We start from the raw sequence: 15,135 nt of genomic DNA on the forward strand, positions 1-15,135 counted from the left end.
TATGTAACCACTAAAACAAAACTTGTATCATGACTCATAAAATCGAACTCCAATCTATTACGGGGCTATCTGTGTCAGTAGCAGGCGATCGCCTCCAACAAGAAGGATATAATGAGCTACCATCTACCCAACATCGTCAAATCTGGGAAATTGCCCTAGAAATCTTCCAAGAGCCGATTTTTCTTCTGTTATTAGGATGTGGTATCATTTACCTGTTTTTGGGTGATGCCCAGGAAGCTTTAATTTTACTAGGGTTCATCTTTTTCATTGTTGGCATCAACTTATACCAAGAACAAAAAACAGAAAAATCTCTGGAAGCATTACGGGATCTTTCTAGTCCACGCGCATTAGTTATTCGTGATGGCAAACGTCAACGAATTGCTGGACGGGAAGTAGTTCGAGAAGATGTGATTGTTTTGTCAGAGGGTGATAGAGTTCCTGCTGATGCTGTGGTGATGTGGTCTACCCATTTGAGTCTTGATGAGTCTTTGTTAACTGGGGAATCTTTACCCGTTCGCAAGCAGGATACTACCGATTTAGAAAACACAATGAGAACCGCCACACAGCATCGTCCTGGTGGTGAAGATCTACCTTTTGTCTATTCGGGAACGTTAGTAGTTCAAGGTCAGGGAATTGCCCAAGTCTATGCCACAGGTATGCAGACGGAAATGGGTAAAATTGGTAAAGCCTTGCAAACTGTCGAATCCGAAGACACGGTTTTGCAACGGGAAACTCGAAAAATTGTCAGTAAATTGACCTTTGTAGCGATCGCTATTTGTGTAGCTGTAATCGTTATTTACGGTGCAACAAGGAACGATTGGCTACAAGGAATTTTAGCAGGTTTGGCGCTGGCGATGGCAATTTTGCCCAATGAAATTCCTGTGGTCTTGGCAATTTTCCTGGCTTTGGGGGCTTGGAGATTTTCCCAGGCTAGGGTTTTAACTCGGCGTGTTCCTGTAGTAGAAACACTGGGTTCTGCGACTGTTCTTTGTGTAGATAAAACTGGAACACTGACTTTTAACCGGATGTCAGTTCAGCAATTATTTGTGTATCAGCCGACAACATTAACATCGCAATTTTACGATGTTGCCCTCCATGAACGGGAAGCCCTGCCGGAAACTTTTCATGAATTAATCGAATTTGGGATTTTAGCCAGTCGCAAAGACCCTTTCGACCCCATGGAAAAAGCCCTCAAACAAGTGGGTGATGATTATTTAGCTAGAACAGAACATTTACATCAAGATTGGGAAATCCTGCGAGAATATCCCCTCACGGGTCAATTATTAGCCATGTCCTGTGTGTGGCAATCTCCAGAAAATAAGTTAGTAGTTGCTACCAAAGGAGCGCCGGAAGCGATCGCTGATCTTTGTCATTTTAACACCCAACAAAGGCAAGATTTGGAACAGCAGATTAATAAAATGGCGATCGCTGGTTTGCGTGTTTTGGGTGTAGCCAAAGTTATTGGGCAACATCAAAAAAACAAAACCCTCAAATCTCTTCCTGAAGCCCAGCATGACTTTGAATTTGCCTTTTTGGGACTGCTAGGTATGGCTGACCCCGTGCGTCCAACTGTCGCCCCAGCCATTGCCGAGTGTTACACCGCTGGTATCCGGGTAGTGATGATTACAGGGGATTATCCCGCCACAGCCCAAAATATTGCCCGCCAAATCGGTCTAAAACCTGCCACAGAAGTAATTACTGGTGCAGAACTGGAAACAATCCCAGAAGGGGAGTTACTATCTCGCATTCAAACTGTGAATATTTTTGCGCGGGTTGTTCCCGAACAAAAATTACTAATTGTGAATGCCCTCAAACGCTGCGGTGAAATCGTGGCTATGACTGGAGATGGTGTGAATGATGCCCCAGCTTTGAAAGCTGCAAATATCGGTATTGCTATGGGTGAAAGGGGAACAGATGTCGCCCGTGAATCTGCGGATTTAGTTTTGCTAGATGATGATTTTTCTGCCATTGTCCAATCTGTGAGGCTAGGACGGCGAGTATTTGATAACCTGAAAAAAGGTATGGCTTATACTTTGGCGGTGCATATCCCCATTGCGGGAATGTCCTTGATTCCGGTAATATTTCATTGGCCGCTGGTATTATTGCCTATCCACATTGCTTTTCTGCATTTAATTATTGACCCTGCCTGTACTGTAGTATTTGAGGCTGAACCAGAAGAAAGCAATATCATGAACCGTCCACCCCGTAATCCCAGAGAGTCCTTATTCAGTCGTCGAACTTTGAGGTTAGCACTGCTGCAAGGGATAAGTGTGCTAGTGGTGTTACTGCTTGTATTTGCTGTGGCTTTTTATTCTGGACATGGGGAATTTGATGCCCGTGCTTTGGCTTTTACTACCCTAATTGTCTCAAATTTGAGTATGATTTTGAGTAATCGTTCTTGGTCGCGGACTATTCCCGAAATGTTACGCACTCCTAATGCGGCACTTTGGTGGGTGTTGGCTGGTGCTGTGGTGTTTATGGGTTTGGTGCTTTATGTTCCTGTGTTACGTCATTTATTCCGGTTCTCTGTTCTTCATTTTGATGATTTATTAGTTAGTCTCACTTCTGGAGTATTGAGTATTTTGTGGTTTGAAGGATTGAAGGTTTGGGGACGCAGATAATAATATGTCTCACGCAAAGGCGCAAAGGCGCAAAGGTAACATCCGCGTTTATCTGCGTTCATCTGCGTTTAAAAATCTTTGGAGGGTTACTGTGAAAAAAGCATTTCGTAAATATCATCGTGTTATTGGCATTATTGTTTGTGTCCCACTTTTATTAACTGTTTTAACGGGAATGTTAGCAACTATTATTGGGGAATGGTCTGTGAATATTGGACTTTCTTCTAGATTAATGTTGAAAATTCATACTGGGGAAATTTTTCATTTACAGGGAATTTATCCGATTTTGAATGGTTTCGGATTAATCGGTTTATTGGTGACGGGTATGAGTATGTCGGGTTTGTTCAATCAGAAGAAAAAACCTAATCATAATTAAACGCAGATGAACGCGGATAAACGCAGATGAATGGATTTCAAGGATTCAGAATAGAAAATCTTTTCTTCTTTTTCTTCTTTTTCTCCTGACTCCTGACTCCTGACTCCCAAAAATTATTTGACTTCTGTGACTCGCCAGCTTAGTTTTAGGTTAACCCAGAAGTTCCAAATTGTGGCTACTGCGATCGCTATTAATTTAGCTATATACTGGTTCATACCTAAGCTATTAAACAGGAAATTGACTACTAATGTTTGGATAATTATCCCTGCTAAACAGACCATATTGAATTTTAAGAATCTTTTGAAACGCTGGCGTTTTCCTGTCTGTTTTCGGGAAATATCCCCAAATGTCCACAAATCATTCCAAAGAAAATTATTGAGAATTGCTACTTCGGCTGAAAAAATTGTACTGCGAGTTAAACCCATGTTAATCACGGTACGCATGATATGAAATATGGTTAAATCTACAAATACGCCACTAAATCCCACTGCACCAAATCTGAGAAATCGCCCAATGGGAAAGTTGACTTTTTGACTAATTTTTCCTATTCTCCCAGTAGATAACCGTAATCTGATTAAGTGTTGAATATAGTCTACGTATTGTTTCCACGTCACTTTGCTTTCTCCTTCTGTGCGTTCGCGGAATACATAACCGGCTTCAGCAATTTCTCCTACCTGTCCCCGACCAATGACTTCTAAAAGAATTTTATACCCTATAGGATTAAGTGTGGTATTAGCGATCGCACTTCGTCGTACTATGAAATAACCACTCATTGGGTCACTAACTCTACCTAAAACTCCCGGTAAAATCACCAATCCTAGAACTTGCGCTCCACGGGATAAAAAGCGTCTAATTACACTCCAACTACTCACACCACCACCGTCTATATGACGACTAGCTAATGCTAAATCAGCCCCCGCTTCTATTTTCTGCAACAGTTGTGTTAATACTTCTGGAGGATGCTGCAAATCGCCATCAATTACGCCCAATACACGCCCTCTAGCCGCTTGCCAGCCACGTATTACTGCTGAAGAAAGTCCTCTCTCTTCTTGACGACGCATGACCCGTAATTGGGGATAATCTGGAATCAGAGATTGTGCTATTTCCCAAGTTCGGTCAGGGCTATCATCATCTACTATAATGAGTTCATAATTACCAGGAATAGCTTTATCCAATAACCCACTTAATATATTGACTACATTTTCGATATTGTCACGCTCTTGATACGTGGGAATTACTAAAGATAGGAAAATGGCATTGTTTTCGGCTGTTTCTTTGGGTGTAAATTCAGCAATCATCAATGTACCAATAGGAACTGCTAATAAAGAATTAGATGAGTTGATGGTCATAAAATCAGTAGTAAATTTTAACTTTCTAAATCGCCTATAAAGGTTAACTCTTCATAGAGTACAATACTTTTGGCATATAGAAACAATGGATAAATTTTAATATTAAATATTATTCTTTTTCCCTCTCCTTATTACGATACAAGGGGTAAAGCAAAAGCTTAATGGTGTCAACTTAATCTCAAATCCCTACCACATCTTGTTCCTAGTCTCTGACTAGGAATACAGTTGATGAGGCTCTGCCTCTAATATTATTGAAGGCAGAGCCTTCTAGAATGCATTTCCAGTCAGAGACTGGAAGATGAATTGAGTTTTTTGCGGGATAGATGTTTTACGTTAAGTTGACACCAATGGGACTGCTCATTGGTGTCAACTTAAGCTCAAATCCCTACCACATCTCGTTCCTAGTCTCTGACTAGGAATGTAGTTGATGAGGCTCTGCCTCTAATATTATTGAAGGCAGAGCCTTCTAGAATTTATTCCCAGCCAGAGACTGGGAATGAGATGACTTGGGTTCTTTGTCATTTGGCAAAAGTCCATGTCCCAACCGTCTTGAGTATAAAAATAGTCATGGTTTGTGAAAGATAAAGTCATTCCAGATCAAAATGTGAAATAACTGTTCACACTCTCACACTCCCCCCCTATCCTTAACGAGAGGTCAAGGGTTTCGATAATTTTAGAGGGGGGAGTGAATAACTACAATGTGAAAACATTTATGTTGCATATAATCTTGATAAAGATATAATGGTATGTTATTGACGTTCACACAAAAACTAGTTCTCTGAAAAATTTATAATAATTTTATTTGAATATGAATTTATATTTAAAGAAAATTCTAGCTTCACAAATTAACTATTGGTTAAGTATTGGATTACTATCAATAATAACATTGTTATTGATTTTTTACCCTATTTACCGCATAAGTTTCTCAGGAATTTTTATAAATTATAATGAGGCTTGGAATGCATACCATCTGACTAGAGTAAATTCAGGAGAATTACTTTATAACTTGCAACAACAATGGACTCCAGTTAACTATCCTCCATTTTCTTTCTATATTGTCAGCGGTTTTAGTAAATTAATCCATAATCCTATTTTGGCAGGAAGATATTTATCGTTATTATCTTTGTTATTAATAATAACAATGGTAGTTTTTATAGTTAATATTTTAATTAAAAACCTTCATTATGCCGTTTTATCGGGAATATTTTGCCTAAGTTTATTCACGACAATGGCTCAAGTTTATATAGGCATGAATGACCCTCAACTATTAGGGCATTTACCAATTATATTAGCGTTATTAATTTATTTACGACCTATTAAAATAAAATATCATTTATTGATAGTGGCAGCACTAATGGCAGTGGGTATTTTTATAAAACACAATTTAATTGCCTTACCATTGGCTATAACTATCGAACTTTTTTTGATTTCACGTCCAGATTTTTTCAAATGGCTGATTTACTTAGGCTTGATTACAAGCGGTTTTATTTTAATTAGTATCAATATATCTGGTAGCAATTTTATTCATGAAGTAATGCTTACTGGTAGCCGTGTATATAGTATTCCACAGATTGTAAATAGTGTAGATTTGCTATTAACCAAGTTATTTATTCCGTTTATTCTAGCAATTATCGGTATAACTTATGCTGCCAGACATTTAAAACTAAGAATTACTGCTCTATATTTAGTTATATCTATTAGTACAGGCATATATTTTTCTGGAGGGTTAGGGACTAATATTAATATCTATTTCGATACATTTATTAGTCTTTCTATATTGCTAGGTGTAATTCTTTCTTATCTAGATTCCAAAAGTAAATTGGCAAAAATTTTCCCCCTAGTTATTAGCTTGAGTATCCTAATATCTACACGGATAATGATTATAGATAGTATTCACCAAATTATCCATTTACCTGATCTGGCAAAAGAAGAACAGATGAATCGTGTAGATGCCTCTTTTTTGGCACAGCAAGATGGTTCTGTATTGTGTATACATAATAGCATCTTCATCTGCTATCTTTCTGGCAAGTCCTTTGAATATGATTCATTTAATGGAGGACAAATGATAGCAACTGGAAAAAATAATAAAAATAGCTTTTTAGAAAAAATAAACACAGGATACTTTAGGACAATTCTTCTGGATAATGACTATTTGAATCTAGGGTTAAATGAGAATAATTTAAATATTGAAAAATCACCAATTCAGAAAATTCATATAATGTTTGTAAAATATATCACTGATGGGTTAGAAAAGAAATTCGGTAAACATTCATCTGTTCAATTCAAATCTTTGGATCTCTTGAGAATAAATATTCTACAAGCTATCAATGAACATTATATTATCAGCCATAAAAGTATAAATGGGACTTTTTATACATACAAAAAATAAGCAATATTACTTAATATTCTCCCGATTCTAGTTTACCAAAAATTGTGTTGTCAAAAAAGTATTTAAAAAACTTAATGGATTATAATTGATAATTGTATAAGACTCCCATTTGATTTTTGTTGGCGCAGTCTGTGCTTTGTGCTTACAAAACTCAATACGCCTTAATATTAACCAGCGGAGAAAAATTTCGTCTGTGTAAGTAATTGGACAAAAATATTTACAGTCATTGCGAGCGAAGGGAAGCAATCGCCAGGGTTGTGATTGCTTAATTTCACTTCGTTCCATATGGCTAACGCCACGCAGTGCTTACGCAATAACATTGTGTAATTAATTCTGTCTCACTACTTAGTCTCGATTTATAATCTCTTAACAAAGATTCTCTAGAACAATGGTGTTTATCAGTTAAATAACATTTAAAAGTTACAAATTTCAATTTATTATGAAATTAAACGAGTTGTTTAAGTAGGTGAACACAATAAAACCAAACTGTGTCAAGAAACATAAAATCGCTGAAAACTTCTTTACTCTTGCCTCTTGCCTTGCCATAACAACAATTTTCAACGCCAACCTACTTATATTTAATCACCTGTGACTACTATAACTTTTGAGTCTATTCTGCAATCGGCTTTGGCAGAGGATAATATATCCCCTAATGATGGAGTATTTTTACTAAAACAAACTGACCCACAGGCGATCGCTCAAATTCAGTCTACAGCAAATCAACTTCGTCAGAAACAAGTTGGTAATACTGTTACTTACATAATTAATCGTAATATTAATTTTACTAACATTTGTGAGCAACATTGCAGTTTTTGTGCATTTCGCCGGGATGATGGTGATGCGGATGCTTATTGGTTAAGTTCGGCGCAGATTTTGGAAAAAGCTACAGATGCAGTGCGTCGAGGAGCAACGGAAATATGTATGCAAGGGGGATTACACCCACAAGCGCAAATTAATGGTAAGTCTTTACCCTATTATCTCAAACTGGTAAAAACCATTAAGGACGAATTTCCTCACTTACATTTACACGCTTTTTCGCCCCAAGAAGTCCAATTTATCGCCAGATTAGATGAAATTTCTTATACTGATGTGATTAAGGCTTTGCGAGATGCTGGTGTCGGTTCTATGCCCGGAACAGCCGCAGAAGTGCTAGATGATGAAGTCAGACGGGTACTGTGTCCAGAAAAAATTGATACAGCCACTTGGCTAGAAATTGTCAGTACAGCCCATCAATTAGGTGTACCCACTACGAGTACCATATTGTCTGGACATATTGAAACCCCAGAACAGCAAATTGTCCATTTAGAAAAATTGCGATCGCTCCAACAAACAGCCATAGAAAAAGGCTATCCTGCAAGAATTACCGAATTTATTGTCTTACCCTTCGTTGGTCAAGAAGCCCCCAAATCCCTACGCAAAAAGGTAGGAAGAGACCAACCAGTTCTCGCTGATTCCCTATTACTAACCGCTGTAGCCAGAATTTATCTGGGAAATTACATCCCCAATCACCAACCAAGCTGGGTAAAGCTGGGACTAGATGGTGCTACATCAGCCTTAAATTGGGGTTGTAATGATATAGGTGGCACATTAATGGAAGAACACATTACCACAATGGCTGGGGCTGTGGGTGGTACTTGCATGGAAGTAGAAACTTTACAAAATGCAATAACTTCTTTGAAAAGACCCTATCAACAACGGGATACTTTATATCGGCTAATGGGTAATGGGTAATTATCTCGTTCCCAGTCTCTGACTGGGAATGCAATCATAGAGGCTCTGCCTCATAGTATTATTGAAAAGGCAGAGCCTTATAGAATTTATTCCCATACAGAGTATGGGAACGAGACAACTGACCTATTCCCCATATACCGATTCAAGATAGGATGGATTTTGATTTACTTGTTCTTTTTTACTTAATGCTTATGAAAAGCTATTGGTCGCGTTTGCTTTCTCTAGTTTTAGTTTTAGTTATCGGTTTAGTTGGCTGTGCTGGTAGTCCAGATAGTTTAACCGGGGATTATCGTCAAGATACCTTAACTGTAGTCAATACGTTGAGACAAACCCTAGAATTACCTCAAGATTCCCCAAATAAAGCCGAACTTGAAGCAGAAGCCCGTCAAAAAATCAATGACTTTTCGGCTCGCTACCAACGGAATACTTCTGTTTTGGCTCTTAACTCTTTTACCACCATGCGAACAGCCCTCAATTCCCTTGCAGGACATTACAGTTCTTATCCTAATCGTCCCGTTCCTGAAAAACTGAAAAAACGTCTGGATGCTGAATTCAAGCAAGTAGAAGCATCCCTAAGACGTGGTGCTTAATGTATGTCTCAAGGATAGTTTCTTGATACAGCATCATTCAGGGCGGGGCTTCCCCGCCCAGGTTTCCCCAACCCGATTCTCACCTAAAAATCCCCAAATTTAGTTATCATAAAAGGCGGGAAGATTAATCCCTGCAAGCTAACTATGACTCAACTAAAAAATCAGCTTACTGTCGAAGAATTTCTCGCACTTCCCGAAAATGATACTACTTATGAGTTGGTTGACGGGGAAGCTGTACCTAAATATAAAAATGAGCAAATGTCTCCTAAATTCTTTCATGGCTCAACCACAGGAGCATTATTTATACTATTATCTACATGGGCGCAAGATCAAGGTCGTGTTGTTGTGGAATGGGGAATCAAATTAACCAAAAATCAAACAAGTTGGATACCCGTTCCTGATTTAACTTATGTTTCCTATCACCGTCTTGCTGCTGACTGGCTTGAAGATGAGGCTTGTCCTGTTATCCCAGAATTAGTAATCGAAATTATTTCTCCTGGTCAAACTTTTGGAGACATGATTGATAAAGCTACTTATTATCTACAAGCGGGGATTCTATTAGTTTGGATAGTAGATACAATCTCTCAAACTATTACTGTCTTTACAGTATCTTCTCTGCCTGTGACTTTTCGAGAAAATCAAATGATTAGTCATGAAATATTACCAGGATTAGAAATCACTCCTCATACTATCTTTCAACGGGCTGGTTTAATTCGTTAGTTGAAAGACATAGCAGGAGTCAGGAGTAAAACTGGCTTGCTAAGTAGGTGAACACAATAAAACCAAACTGTGTAAAGAAACGTAAAATCGCCCAAACCCTCTTCACTCTTGCCTCTTGCCTCTTGCCTTTTGCCTTGCCATAACGACAATTTTCAACGCCAACCTACTTATCTGGCTTTGAATTTACATCCTGTACCCTATGGCTAACGCCAAATAACTAATTATTTTTTACTGCTTTTACCCGCTTTGTGTCTTTTCTGCGCTTGTTCTAATCGTATTTTAATTTGTTCTAATTTATCACAGATTTTTTAAAAATCTTTATCAGTATATTGGCTATAATACTCTCTAGCACTACATTCTAAAATGTCGTTTCTATTTACTAAATATCTAGCTAGTAAACTTTCATTAAAAAGAAAATCATAATTTGCTTGTAAATCCTTACAATTAATATAATTACTGATAGTTTTCACATATTCTCTTCTAAGAGAATGCTGTGATATTTTTGAATCCTCATCTACTTTTAGCCCACATTCCGCACCCCCCGGTGTCACAATCGGTAATTTCGGACTTTTTAATATATTAAAGGATGATTTTTATACAAAAAGGTCGAAATTTTATGTGGCGATAGCGAAGCGCTGCTGCAAGCAGTTCGCTAATCCCAAATCCCCCAACGACCATTTTTCGTTGTGTGACAGTTTAGGGTGCGGAAGATGGGTTTTAGTAGATCTATCTGATTTACTTCAAGAGCATAATCATTTAGGCTCTTCGGTACTTGTTATGCTAAATTATTTTTTTTAAATCCCAAGATCCTTGTTATATAAGGATTTTACATTAATTTATTGGTTATTTTGACAAATTTGGTATCAAAAACAATAAAATCCTTTATTTATATGGGTTGTGGGGTAAATAAACTCATATTTGGCATAACAGGTACGGAAGAACCATCATTTATTAGATGCAAAGCTGCATAAAAATACATAATAATAGCCCATTCAGGAAAATCCTTTTGGGCTATCTTTGCGCTTTCTTCGTTAGCTTCAGATTGCAGGAGATAAATACTTGGTTCTGTCATTGTTGAAAATAATTATTTGATTTTTTTTATCCTCCCTAAACTTTCTAACTACTTGAACCTCAAGATGCCAATTTCTACTCTTAGTAAGGGCATCCATCTTCCATTCTGTTTCAACTGCAAAATCAGTAGCTTCCGTTAGAAGGTCTATTCTTTCACTAGGATTCACGGTAGCTAGTACAAAACGGCGTAAATAAACCAACCATTCTAAATCCTCCAAAAGCCTATACTGTCTTCATTTTGACTTTTGACTTTTGACTTTTGACTTCCGCCTTGCGGTACTAGTATTTCAAATATTATCTTACGTGAATCACCATTTTTGTTACGTATTCCCCTAGCCGCTTGAACATTGGGTAAAGCTTCTAGTTTTTCAATTAATTTTCTAACTTCCGCTAATTCTGGGCGTATTTTTTCAACAATAAACCCAAAGAAATTTTTCAAAGCATTGGGTACAGCGAAGAGAGTATTGCTTTTTAATTTTTCTAGGTGTAAAGGAACCATTTTCGCCTCCTGAGATTTTAGAAGCCATAAAACTCCATAGATAAGTTAATTTGGCTCTTCGGCACTTGTTATGGCAAATATGAATTTATTTACTCCAAAACCTTTATAAATAAAGGATTTCATGGGTTTTGATGCCACACTTATGTTAAATCAACCGATGGATCAACCTAAAGTCCTTATATGGTAAGGATTTTACAATTTGATGGGCTAATCTAGCATAGTAAGTCCCGAAGAGCCTTTAATTTTATCTACATTAGTGGCTTTTGAGTTGGATTAAGTCGGTTTGGTGTTTAACCAGTTAATCAACTATATCACCCATTAAAACAAAAGTTAGTAATTTATCACTTTTAAACACGGGTTCAAAGGATGATTATATATACTCAAACAAGTCTAATCGTGTTTAGATTAATCTAGCAAGGGTTACAGCCTGAGCGTAAGTTTCTGTACGATTGCTCATTTACCCCAGGCTCTAAAATTTCAGTTTTCTTTGTAAATAAAGCCCTATATACTGGTTCACCTTTGTTTTGAGTGGCTATTTCCCGTTCTGTGGGGACAGGGAGAGGATTTTGGGCTAACCATGTTGTTGTTCCTAGCTTCTCAAATGCAGGATGTTCATCAAAGCGATCGCACATTTCCACTGCTACAAATTCTATATCAGATTGCAGAAAAACAACACCACCCACTGCTAAATATTTCGCTAATTCTGTGACTAATTCCGGTTGGACTACCCGACGTTTCGCATGGCGATTTTTAAACCAGGGATCAGGAAATTGAATTGTAACTTTTTGTAAGCTATCTTGAGGTAAAGTTGATAATAAGGAAATGAGGGAATTATTCACATTTGCAAACAAATAATGCAGATTGGTTAAACCCATTTCATCGCGGATTCTATTTGCTTCTACTACTAGGGGTTCTCGGATTTCTAACCCTAAAAAATTCCAATTTGGTTCTACTTGTGCCATTTTGAGGACAAATCTACCTCTAGCACAACCGATATCTAAATGTAGAGGTAGGTTTTGTTGGATATAAATCTTTTCCCATTCTGGAGAAGCGGTTGGGGTTTGGAATTTACTTGCCAGGGGGTTTACGTGCTGACGAACTCGAACAGGTGACAAAATTTACGCTCCTTTGAAAAAACACAATTTTAAACAAATGTATACAAATATTATTAAGTCTAAATATTCCTGCACAGGTATACACAGTGAGAGTTATACTTTGAGAAAAAGAATCTTTGCAACTTTATTTTTAACATTTTCTTAAAATCAATGAAACTCAATTTTCGTTTTGCTATCGTTAGCGACTTACACATTGCGCTTCCTGAAACAATCTGGGATCACCCTAGTCGGTTTCATTTGGTGGAAGTGAGTATTCCGGCTTTTGATAGTGTATTAGAACATTTAACCCAATTAGATTTAGATTTTTTGTTGATCCCTGGAGACTTAACCCAACATGGCGAATCAGCGAATCACAGTTGGTTACAAAACAGGTTATCACAGTTACCTTTTCCATCTTATGTTATTCCTGGTAATCATGATGTCCCTGTTTTAATCGCCAATCAACAATCAATTAGCTTTGCAGATTTTCCCTATTTCTACCAAAAGTTTGGTTATGAAAATCCTCAACAACATTATTACAATCAGCAGATATTTCCAGGGGTGAGGTTAATTGGTCTTAATTCTAACTCATTTGATGATCAAGGTCAGCAAATAGGACGGTTGGATAGTCAGCAATTCCAATGGTTAGAACAGCAGTTAGCAGAGATTGATGATGAATTGGTTTTAGTTATGATTCATCACAACGTGGTTGAACATTTACCTAATCAATCAAATCATCCGATGGCAAATCGTTATATGCTGGAAAATGCTCCAGAACTGCGGACATTATTACAACGCTATGGAGTTAAGTTAGTATTTACAGGACATTTGCACGTTCAAGATGTGGCTTGTGCAGACGGAATTTATGATATTACGACTGGTTCCTTAGTCAGCTATCCTCATCCTTATCGGGTATTAGAATTTAACCGCGATGAATTGGGTAATGAATCGTTACAAGTTGTTTCTCATCGTGTGGAATCAGTGCCAGATTTTCCCAATTTACAAACATTATCACGGCAATGGATGGGCGATCGCTCTTATCCCTTTGTCCTCAAATTATTGACTTTACCACCTTTAAGTTTACCACTAGCACAGGCACAAACCCTAGCCCCCGGTTTACGGGACTTTTGGGCGACAATTGCCGATGGTGATGCTATGTTAGAATATCCCCACTTTCCGATTCATGTTCGTCGTTACATCGAAGAATATAGCGCAGTTAATGATGGGAATCCGGCTTTTATTGATAATCATAGTACGCTTTTAATTGGGAAGTAGGAAAAGGCAAGAGGCAAGAGGCAAGAGGCAAGAGGCAAGAAAATTTCTATTCCCTATTTCCTATTCCCTATTCCCTATTCCCTGTTCCCTGTTCCCTGTTCCCTGTTCCCTTAAAGAACGACAAATAGCAAATACAGAAGTATAACCATGGAGGAAAGTTCTGCCACTGACAGGACCGATTTCACCACCGCAGAAAAACCCACCCATTGGTATGTCCTGGACGTAACGGCTAAAGAGTTGAGAATCGAAATTAGGTTTGCCATAAAGACCTGTTCCTCGTCCTAAACAGGTAAACATCAAAGCACCGACGGGAGAAGGTTGTCCGGCATTTTCACTTTGATATTCTTGGAGTAAAATTTCTAAATCTTGGGCTGATGCTTCGGCATCCCTCAGATGAAATTGTAACCTTTGTCCGGCACGAATGCGATCGCCAATTGCGATCGCCCCAGCATTAGGATCTACTCCCAAAACATTGCGAATTAAAAAATCCCCCGAATGTAAATTTAGCCGAAATTCATCCATTGCTAAACCCACAAATAAAGAATGTTGCGCCAAAGTCCTTTCTTCTTCAGTCAAACTACTAATTAAATTTCGCAACACCATCAAAGGTACTTTTTCATCTAACTCTAAAATAATATTCCGTTCAGCTTTAGTGACTTGCAACGGTTCACCAATGGGACGACATCCCTGGGCAACAATTGTATCTAAGACGATATTGCCACTTAAAGCGATGCCTACCGTACCTTCCCGATATAACTTATCATTACAAAATAAGCCCACACGACCATTCATAAAGCCGCTGCTGGCTTGTCCTCCCACCACCACTGAACCTGGATAAGCAAAATCTAACCCCTGCAACAAATCATTTGCTCCCGAAGCAAAGGGACTAGACAAGAGAATAAATTGAGGGACTACGGAAGGTGATACACCTACTAAATCAATCCAAGCAGTCGGGGAACTATCGGAATCTGGCAATTCTTCCGCCACAATATGAAAAGGTTGGATTTCGACACCGGGAAGATGGGCTAAAGTTAAACTCAGGGCTGGTTCTGCTTCTATTTCTTCCGTTTCTCCAGCCTGTTTTCTGCCAATGACACCCCCAGCACTACAACCAATTAATACAGGTACAGAAAGTTTTTCCGCCAATAAAGGCAAAAGTCGGGAATACTCACTCATAAAAGCAGAAGAAATGAATACCAGCCCTAAATCCGCTGGTGCTGTTAAAGATGCCACTGCTTGTTCTACAACATCGTTAATAGCCGCTTCTAAGGAAGGACGAGTTGATAGGGCATTTGTCCACTGCATTTGATCTGCCATGAGTTTTCGGCTGGTTTCTGTTTTGGGGTTAGTTGATTATTTTAACTAACTTTGTCGCTTGCTGAATAGAGTCAGATCCCCGACTTCTTAGAGAAGTCGGGGATCT

General features: G+C 38.2%; 13 protein-coding genes. 7 read left to right on the plus strand and 6 right to left on the minus strand.

The features are described from left to right. The first annotated feature begins 29 nt into the window (after positions 1 to 29). Both AN486_RS01015 and AN486_RS01020 read left to right on the plus strand, forming a co-directional pair. The gene (locus AN486_RS01015) at positions 30 to 2,621 is read left to right on the plus strand and encodes a cation-translocating P-type ATPase (protein ID WP_290598707.1); all 2,592 of its coding nucleotides are present in this window, start codon (positions 30 to 32) and stop codon (positions 2,619 to 2,621) included. A gap of 91 nt (positions 2,622 to 2,712) precedes the next feature. After that, positions 2,713 to 2,994, plus strand: coding sequence for a peptidase (locus AN486_RS01020; protein WP_053541212.1), 282 nt, complete (start codon positions 2,713 to 2,715; stop codon positions 2,992 to 2,994). 113 nt (positions 2,995 to 3,107) lie between these two features. Here the strand turns inward: AN486_RS01020 and AN486_RS01025 are convergent, their stop codons facing one another. Further along, positions 3,108 to 4,343, minus strand: coding sequence for a glycosyltransferase (locus AN486_RS01025; protein ID WP_290598709.1), 1,236 nt, complete (start codon positions 4,341 to 4,343; stop codon positions 3,108 to 3,110). 808 nt (positions 4,344 to 5,151) lie between these two features. Here AN486_RS01025 and AN486_RS01030 point away from each other — a divergent pair. The 4 genes from AN486_RS01030 to AN486_RS01045 all read left to right on the plus strand — a co-directional run bounded on the left by AN486_RS01030 (position 5,152) and on the right by AN486_RS01045 (position 9,773). Further along, positions 5,152 to 6,732 carry a glycosyltransferase family 39 protein gene (locus AN486_RS01030; RefSeq protein ID WP_168634896.1) on the plus strand — a complete coding sequence of 527 codons (1,581 nt, stop codon included), beginning with the start codon at positions 5,152 to 5,154 and terminating at the stop codon, positions 6,730 to 6,732. 588 nt (positions 6,733 to 7,320) lie between these two features. Further along, positions 7,321 to 8,463: a 7,8-didemethyl-8-hydroxy-5-deazariboflavin synthase subunit CofH gene (gene cofH / locus AN486_RS01035; RefSeq protein WP_290598712.1), complete on the plus strand. Its 1,143-nt coding sequence runs from the start codon at positions 7,321 to 7,323 to the stop codon at positions 8,461 to 8,463. Between the two features lie 191 nt (positions 8,464 to 8,654). Beyond that, a complete protein-coding gene (gene psb27 / locus AN486_RS01040; protein ID WP_027402160.1) occupies positions 8,655 to 9,053 on the plus strand; it encodes a photosystem II protein Psb27 in 399 nt (132 codons plus the stop codon). A gap of 144 nt (positions 9,054 to 9,197) precedes the next feature. Continuing rightward, positions 9,198 to 9,773, plus strand: a complete 576-nt coding sequence (locus AN486_RS01045; RefSeq protein WP_039204034.1) for a Uma2 family endonuclease — start codon at positions 9,198 to 9,200, stop codon at positions 9,771 to 9,773. A gap of 308 nt (positions 9,774 to 10,081) precedes the next feature. Here the strand turns inward: AN486_RS01045 and AN486_RS01050 are convergent, their stop codons facing one another. From AN486_RS01050 to trmB, 4 genes are all read right to left on the minus strand, one after another. Beyond that, positions 10,082 to 10,324, minus strand: a complete 243-nt coding sequence (locus AN486_RS01050; RefSeq protein WP_290598716.1) for a hypothetical protein — start codon at positions 10,322 to 10,324, stop codon at positions 10,082 to 10,084. A gap of 335 nt (positions 10,325 to 10,659) precedes the next feature. Continuing rightward, positions 10,660 to 10,845 (minus strand): hypothetical protein, encoded by a 186-nt coding sequence (locus AN486_RS01055; protein WP_290598718.1) that lies wholly within the window; start codon positions 10,843 to 10,845, stop codon positions 10,660 to 10,662. 204 nt (positions 10,846 to 11,049) lie between these two features. Beyond that, entirely contained in the window at positions 11,050 to 11,343 is a 294-nt protein-coding gene (locus AN486_RS01060; protein WP_290598720.1) for a hypothetical protein, read from the minus strand. Between the two features lie 410 nt (positions 11,344 to 11,753). Beyond that, positions 11,754 to 12,458, minus strand: a complete 705-nt coding sequence (gene trmB / locus AN486_RS01065) for a tRNA (guanosine(46)-N7)-methyltransferase TrmB (protein ID WP_052150053.1) — start codon at positions 12,456 to 12,458, stop codon at positions 11,754 to 11,756. Positions 12,459 to 12,608: 150 nt separating this feature from the next. Between trmB and AN486_RS01070 the strand changes: the two genes are divergently transcribed. Continuing rightward, positions 12,609 to 13,712 carry a metallophosphoesterase gene (locus AN486_RS01070; RefSeq protein ID WP_053538490.1) on the plus strand — a complete coding sequence of 368 codons (1,104 nt, stop codon included), beginning with the start codon at positions 12,609 to 12,611 and terminating at the stop codon, positions 13,710 to 13,712. Positions 13,713 to 13,772: 60 nt separating this feature from the next. On the opposite strand, the gene AN486_RS01075 is transcribed toward AN486_RS01070, so the two are convergent. After that, positions 13,773 to 15,029: an FIST N-terminal domain-containing protein gene (locus AN486_RS01075; protein ID WP_290598724.1), complete on the minus strand. Its 1,257-nt coding sequence runs from the start codon at positions 15,027 to 15,029 to the stop codon at positions 13,773 to 13,775. Between the last annotated feature and the right edge of the window lie 106 nt (positions 15,030 to 15,135).

Origin of the sequence: Anabaena sp. AL93 (genome assembly GCF_001672085.1) — a bacterium.
Lineage (GTDB): Bacteria > Cyanobacteriota > Cyanobacteriia > Cyanobacteriales > Nostocaceae > Dolichospermum > Dolichospermum heterosporum.

Excerpts from the sequence above, each read along its gene's own strand:
- AN486_RS01055 (WP_290598718.1), bottom strand. The coding sequence starts at position 10,845 with ATGACAGAACCAAGTATTTATCTCCTGCAATCTGAAGCTAACGAAGAA.
- AN486_RS01025 (WP_290598709.1), bottom strand. The coding sequence starts at position 4,343 with ATGACCATCAACTCATCTAATTCTTTATTAGCAGTTCCTATTGGTACA.
- AN486_RS01030 (WP_168634896.1), top strand. The coding sequence starts at position 5,152 with ATGAATTTATATTTAAAGAAAATTCTAGCTTCACAAATTAACTATTGG.
- AN486_RS01045 (WP_039204034.1), top strand. The coding sequence starts at position 9,198 with ATGACTCAACTAAAAAATCAGCTTACTGTCGAAGAATTTCTCGCACTT.
- AN486_RS01015 (WP_290598707.1), top strand. The coding sequence starts at position 30 with ATGACTCATAAAATCGAACTCCAATCTATTACGGGGCTATCTGTGTCA.
- AN486_RS01075 (WP_290598724.1), bottom strand. The coding sequence starts at position 15,029 with ATGGCAGATCAAATGCAGTGGACAAATGCCCTATCAACTCGTCCTTCC.
- AN486_RS01060 (WP_290598720.1), bottom strand. The coding sequence starts at position 11,343 with ATGGTTCCTTTACACCTAGAAAAATTAAAAAGCAATACTCTCTTCGCT.
- psb27 (WP_027402160.1), top strand. The coding sequence starts at position 8,655 with ATGAAAAGCTATTGGTCGCGTTTGCTTTCTCTAGTTTTAGTTTTAGTT.
- AN486_RS01070 (WP_053538490.1), top strand. The coding sequence starts at position 12,609 with ATGAAACTCAATTTTCGTTTTGCTATCGTTAGCGACTTACACATTGCG.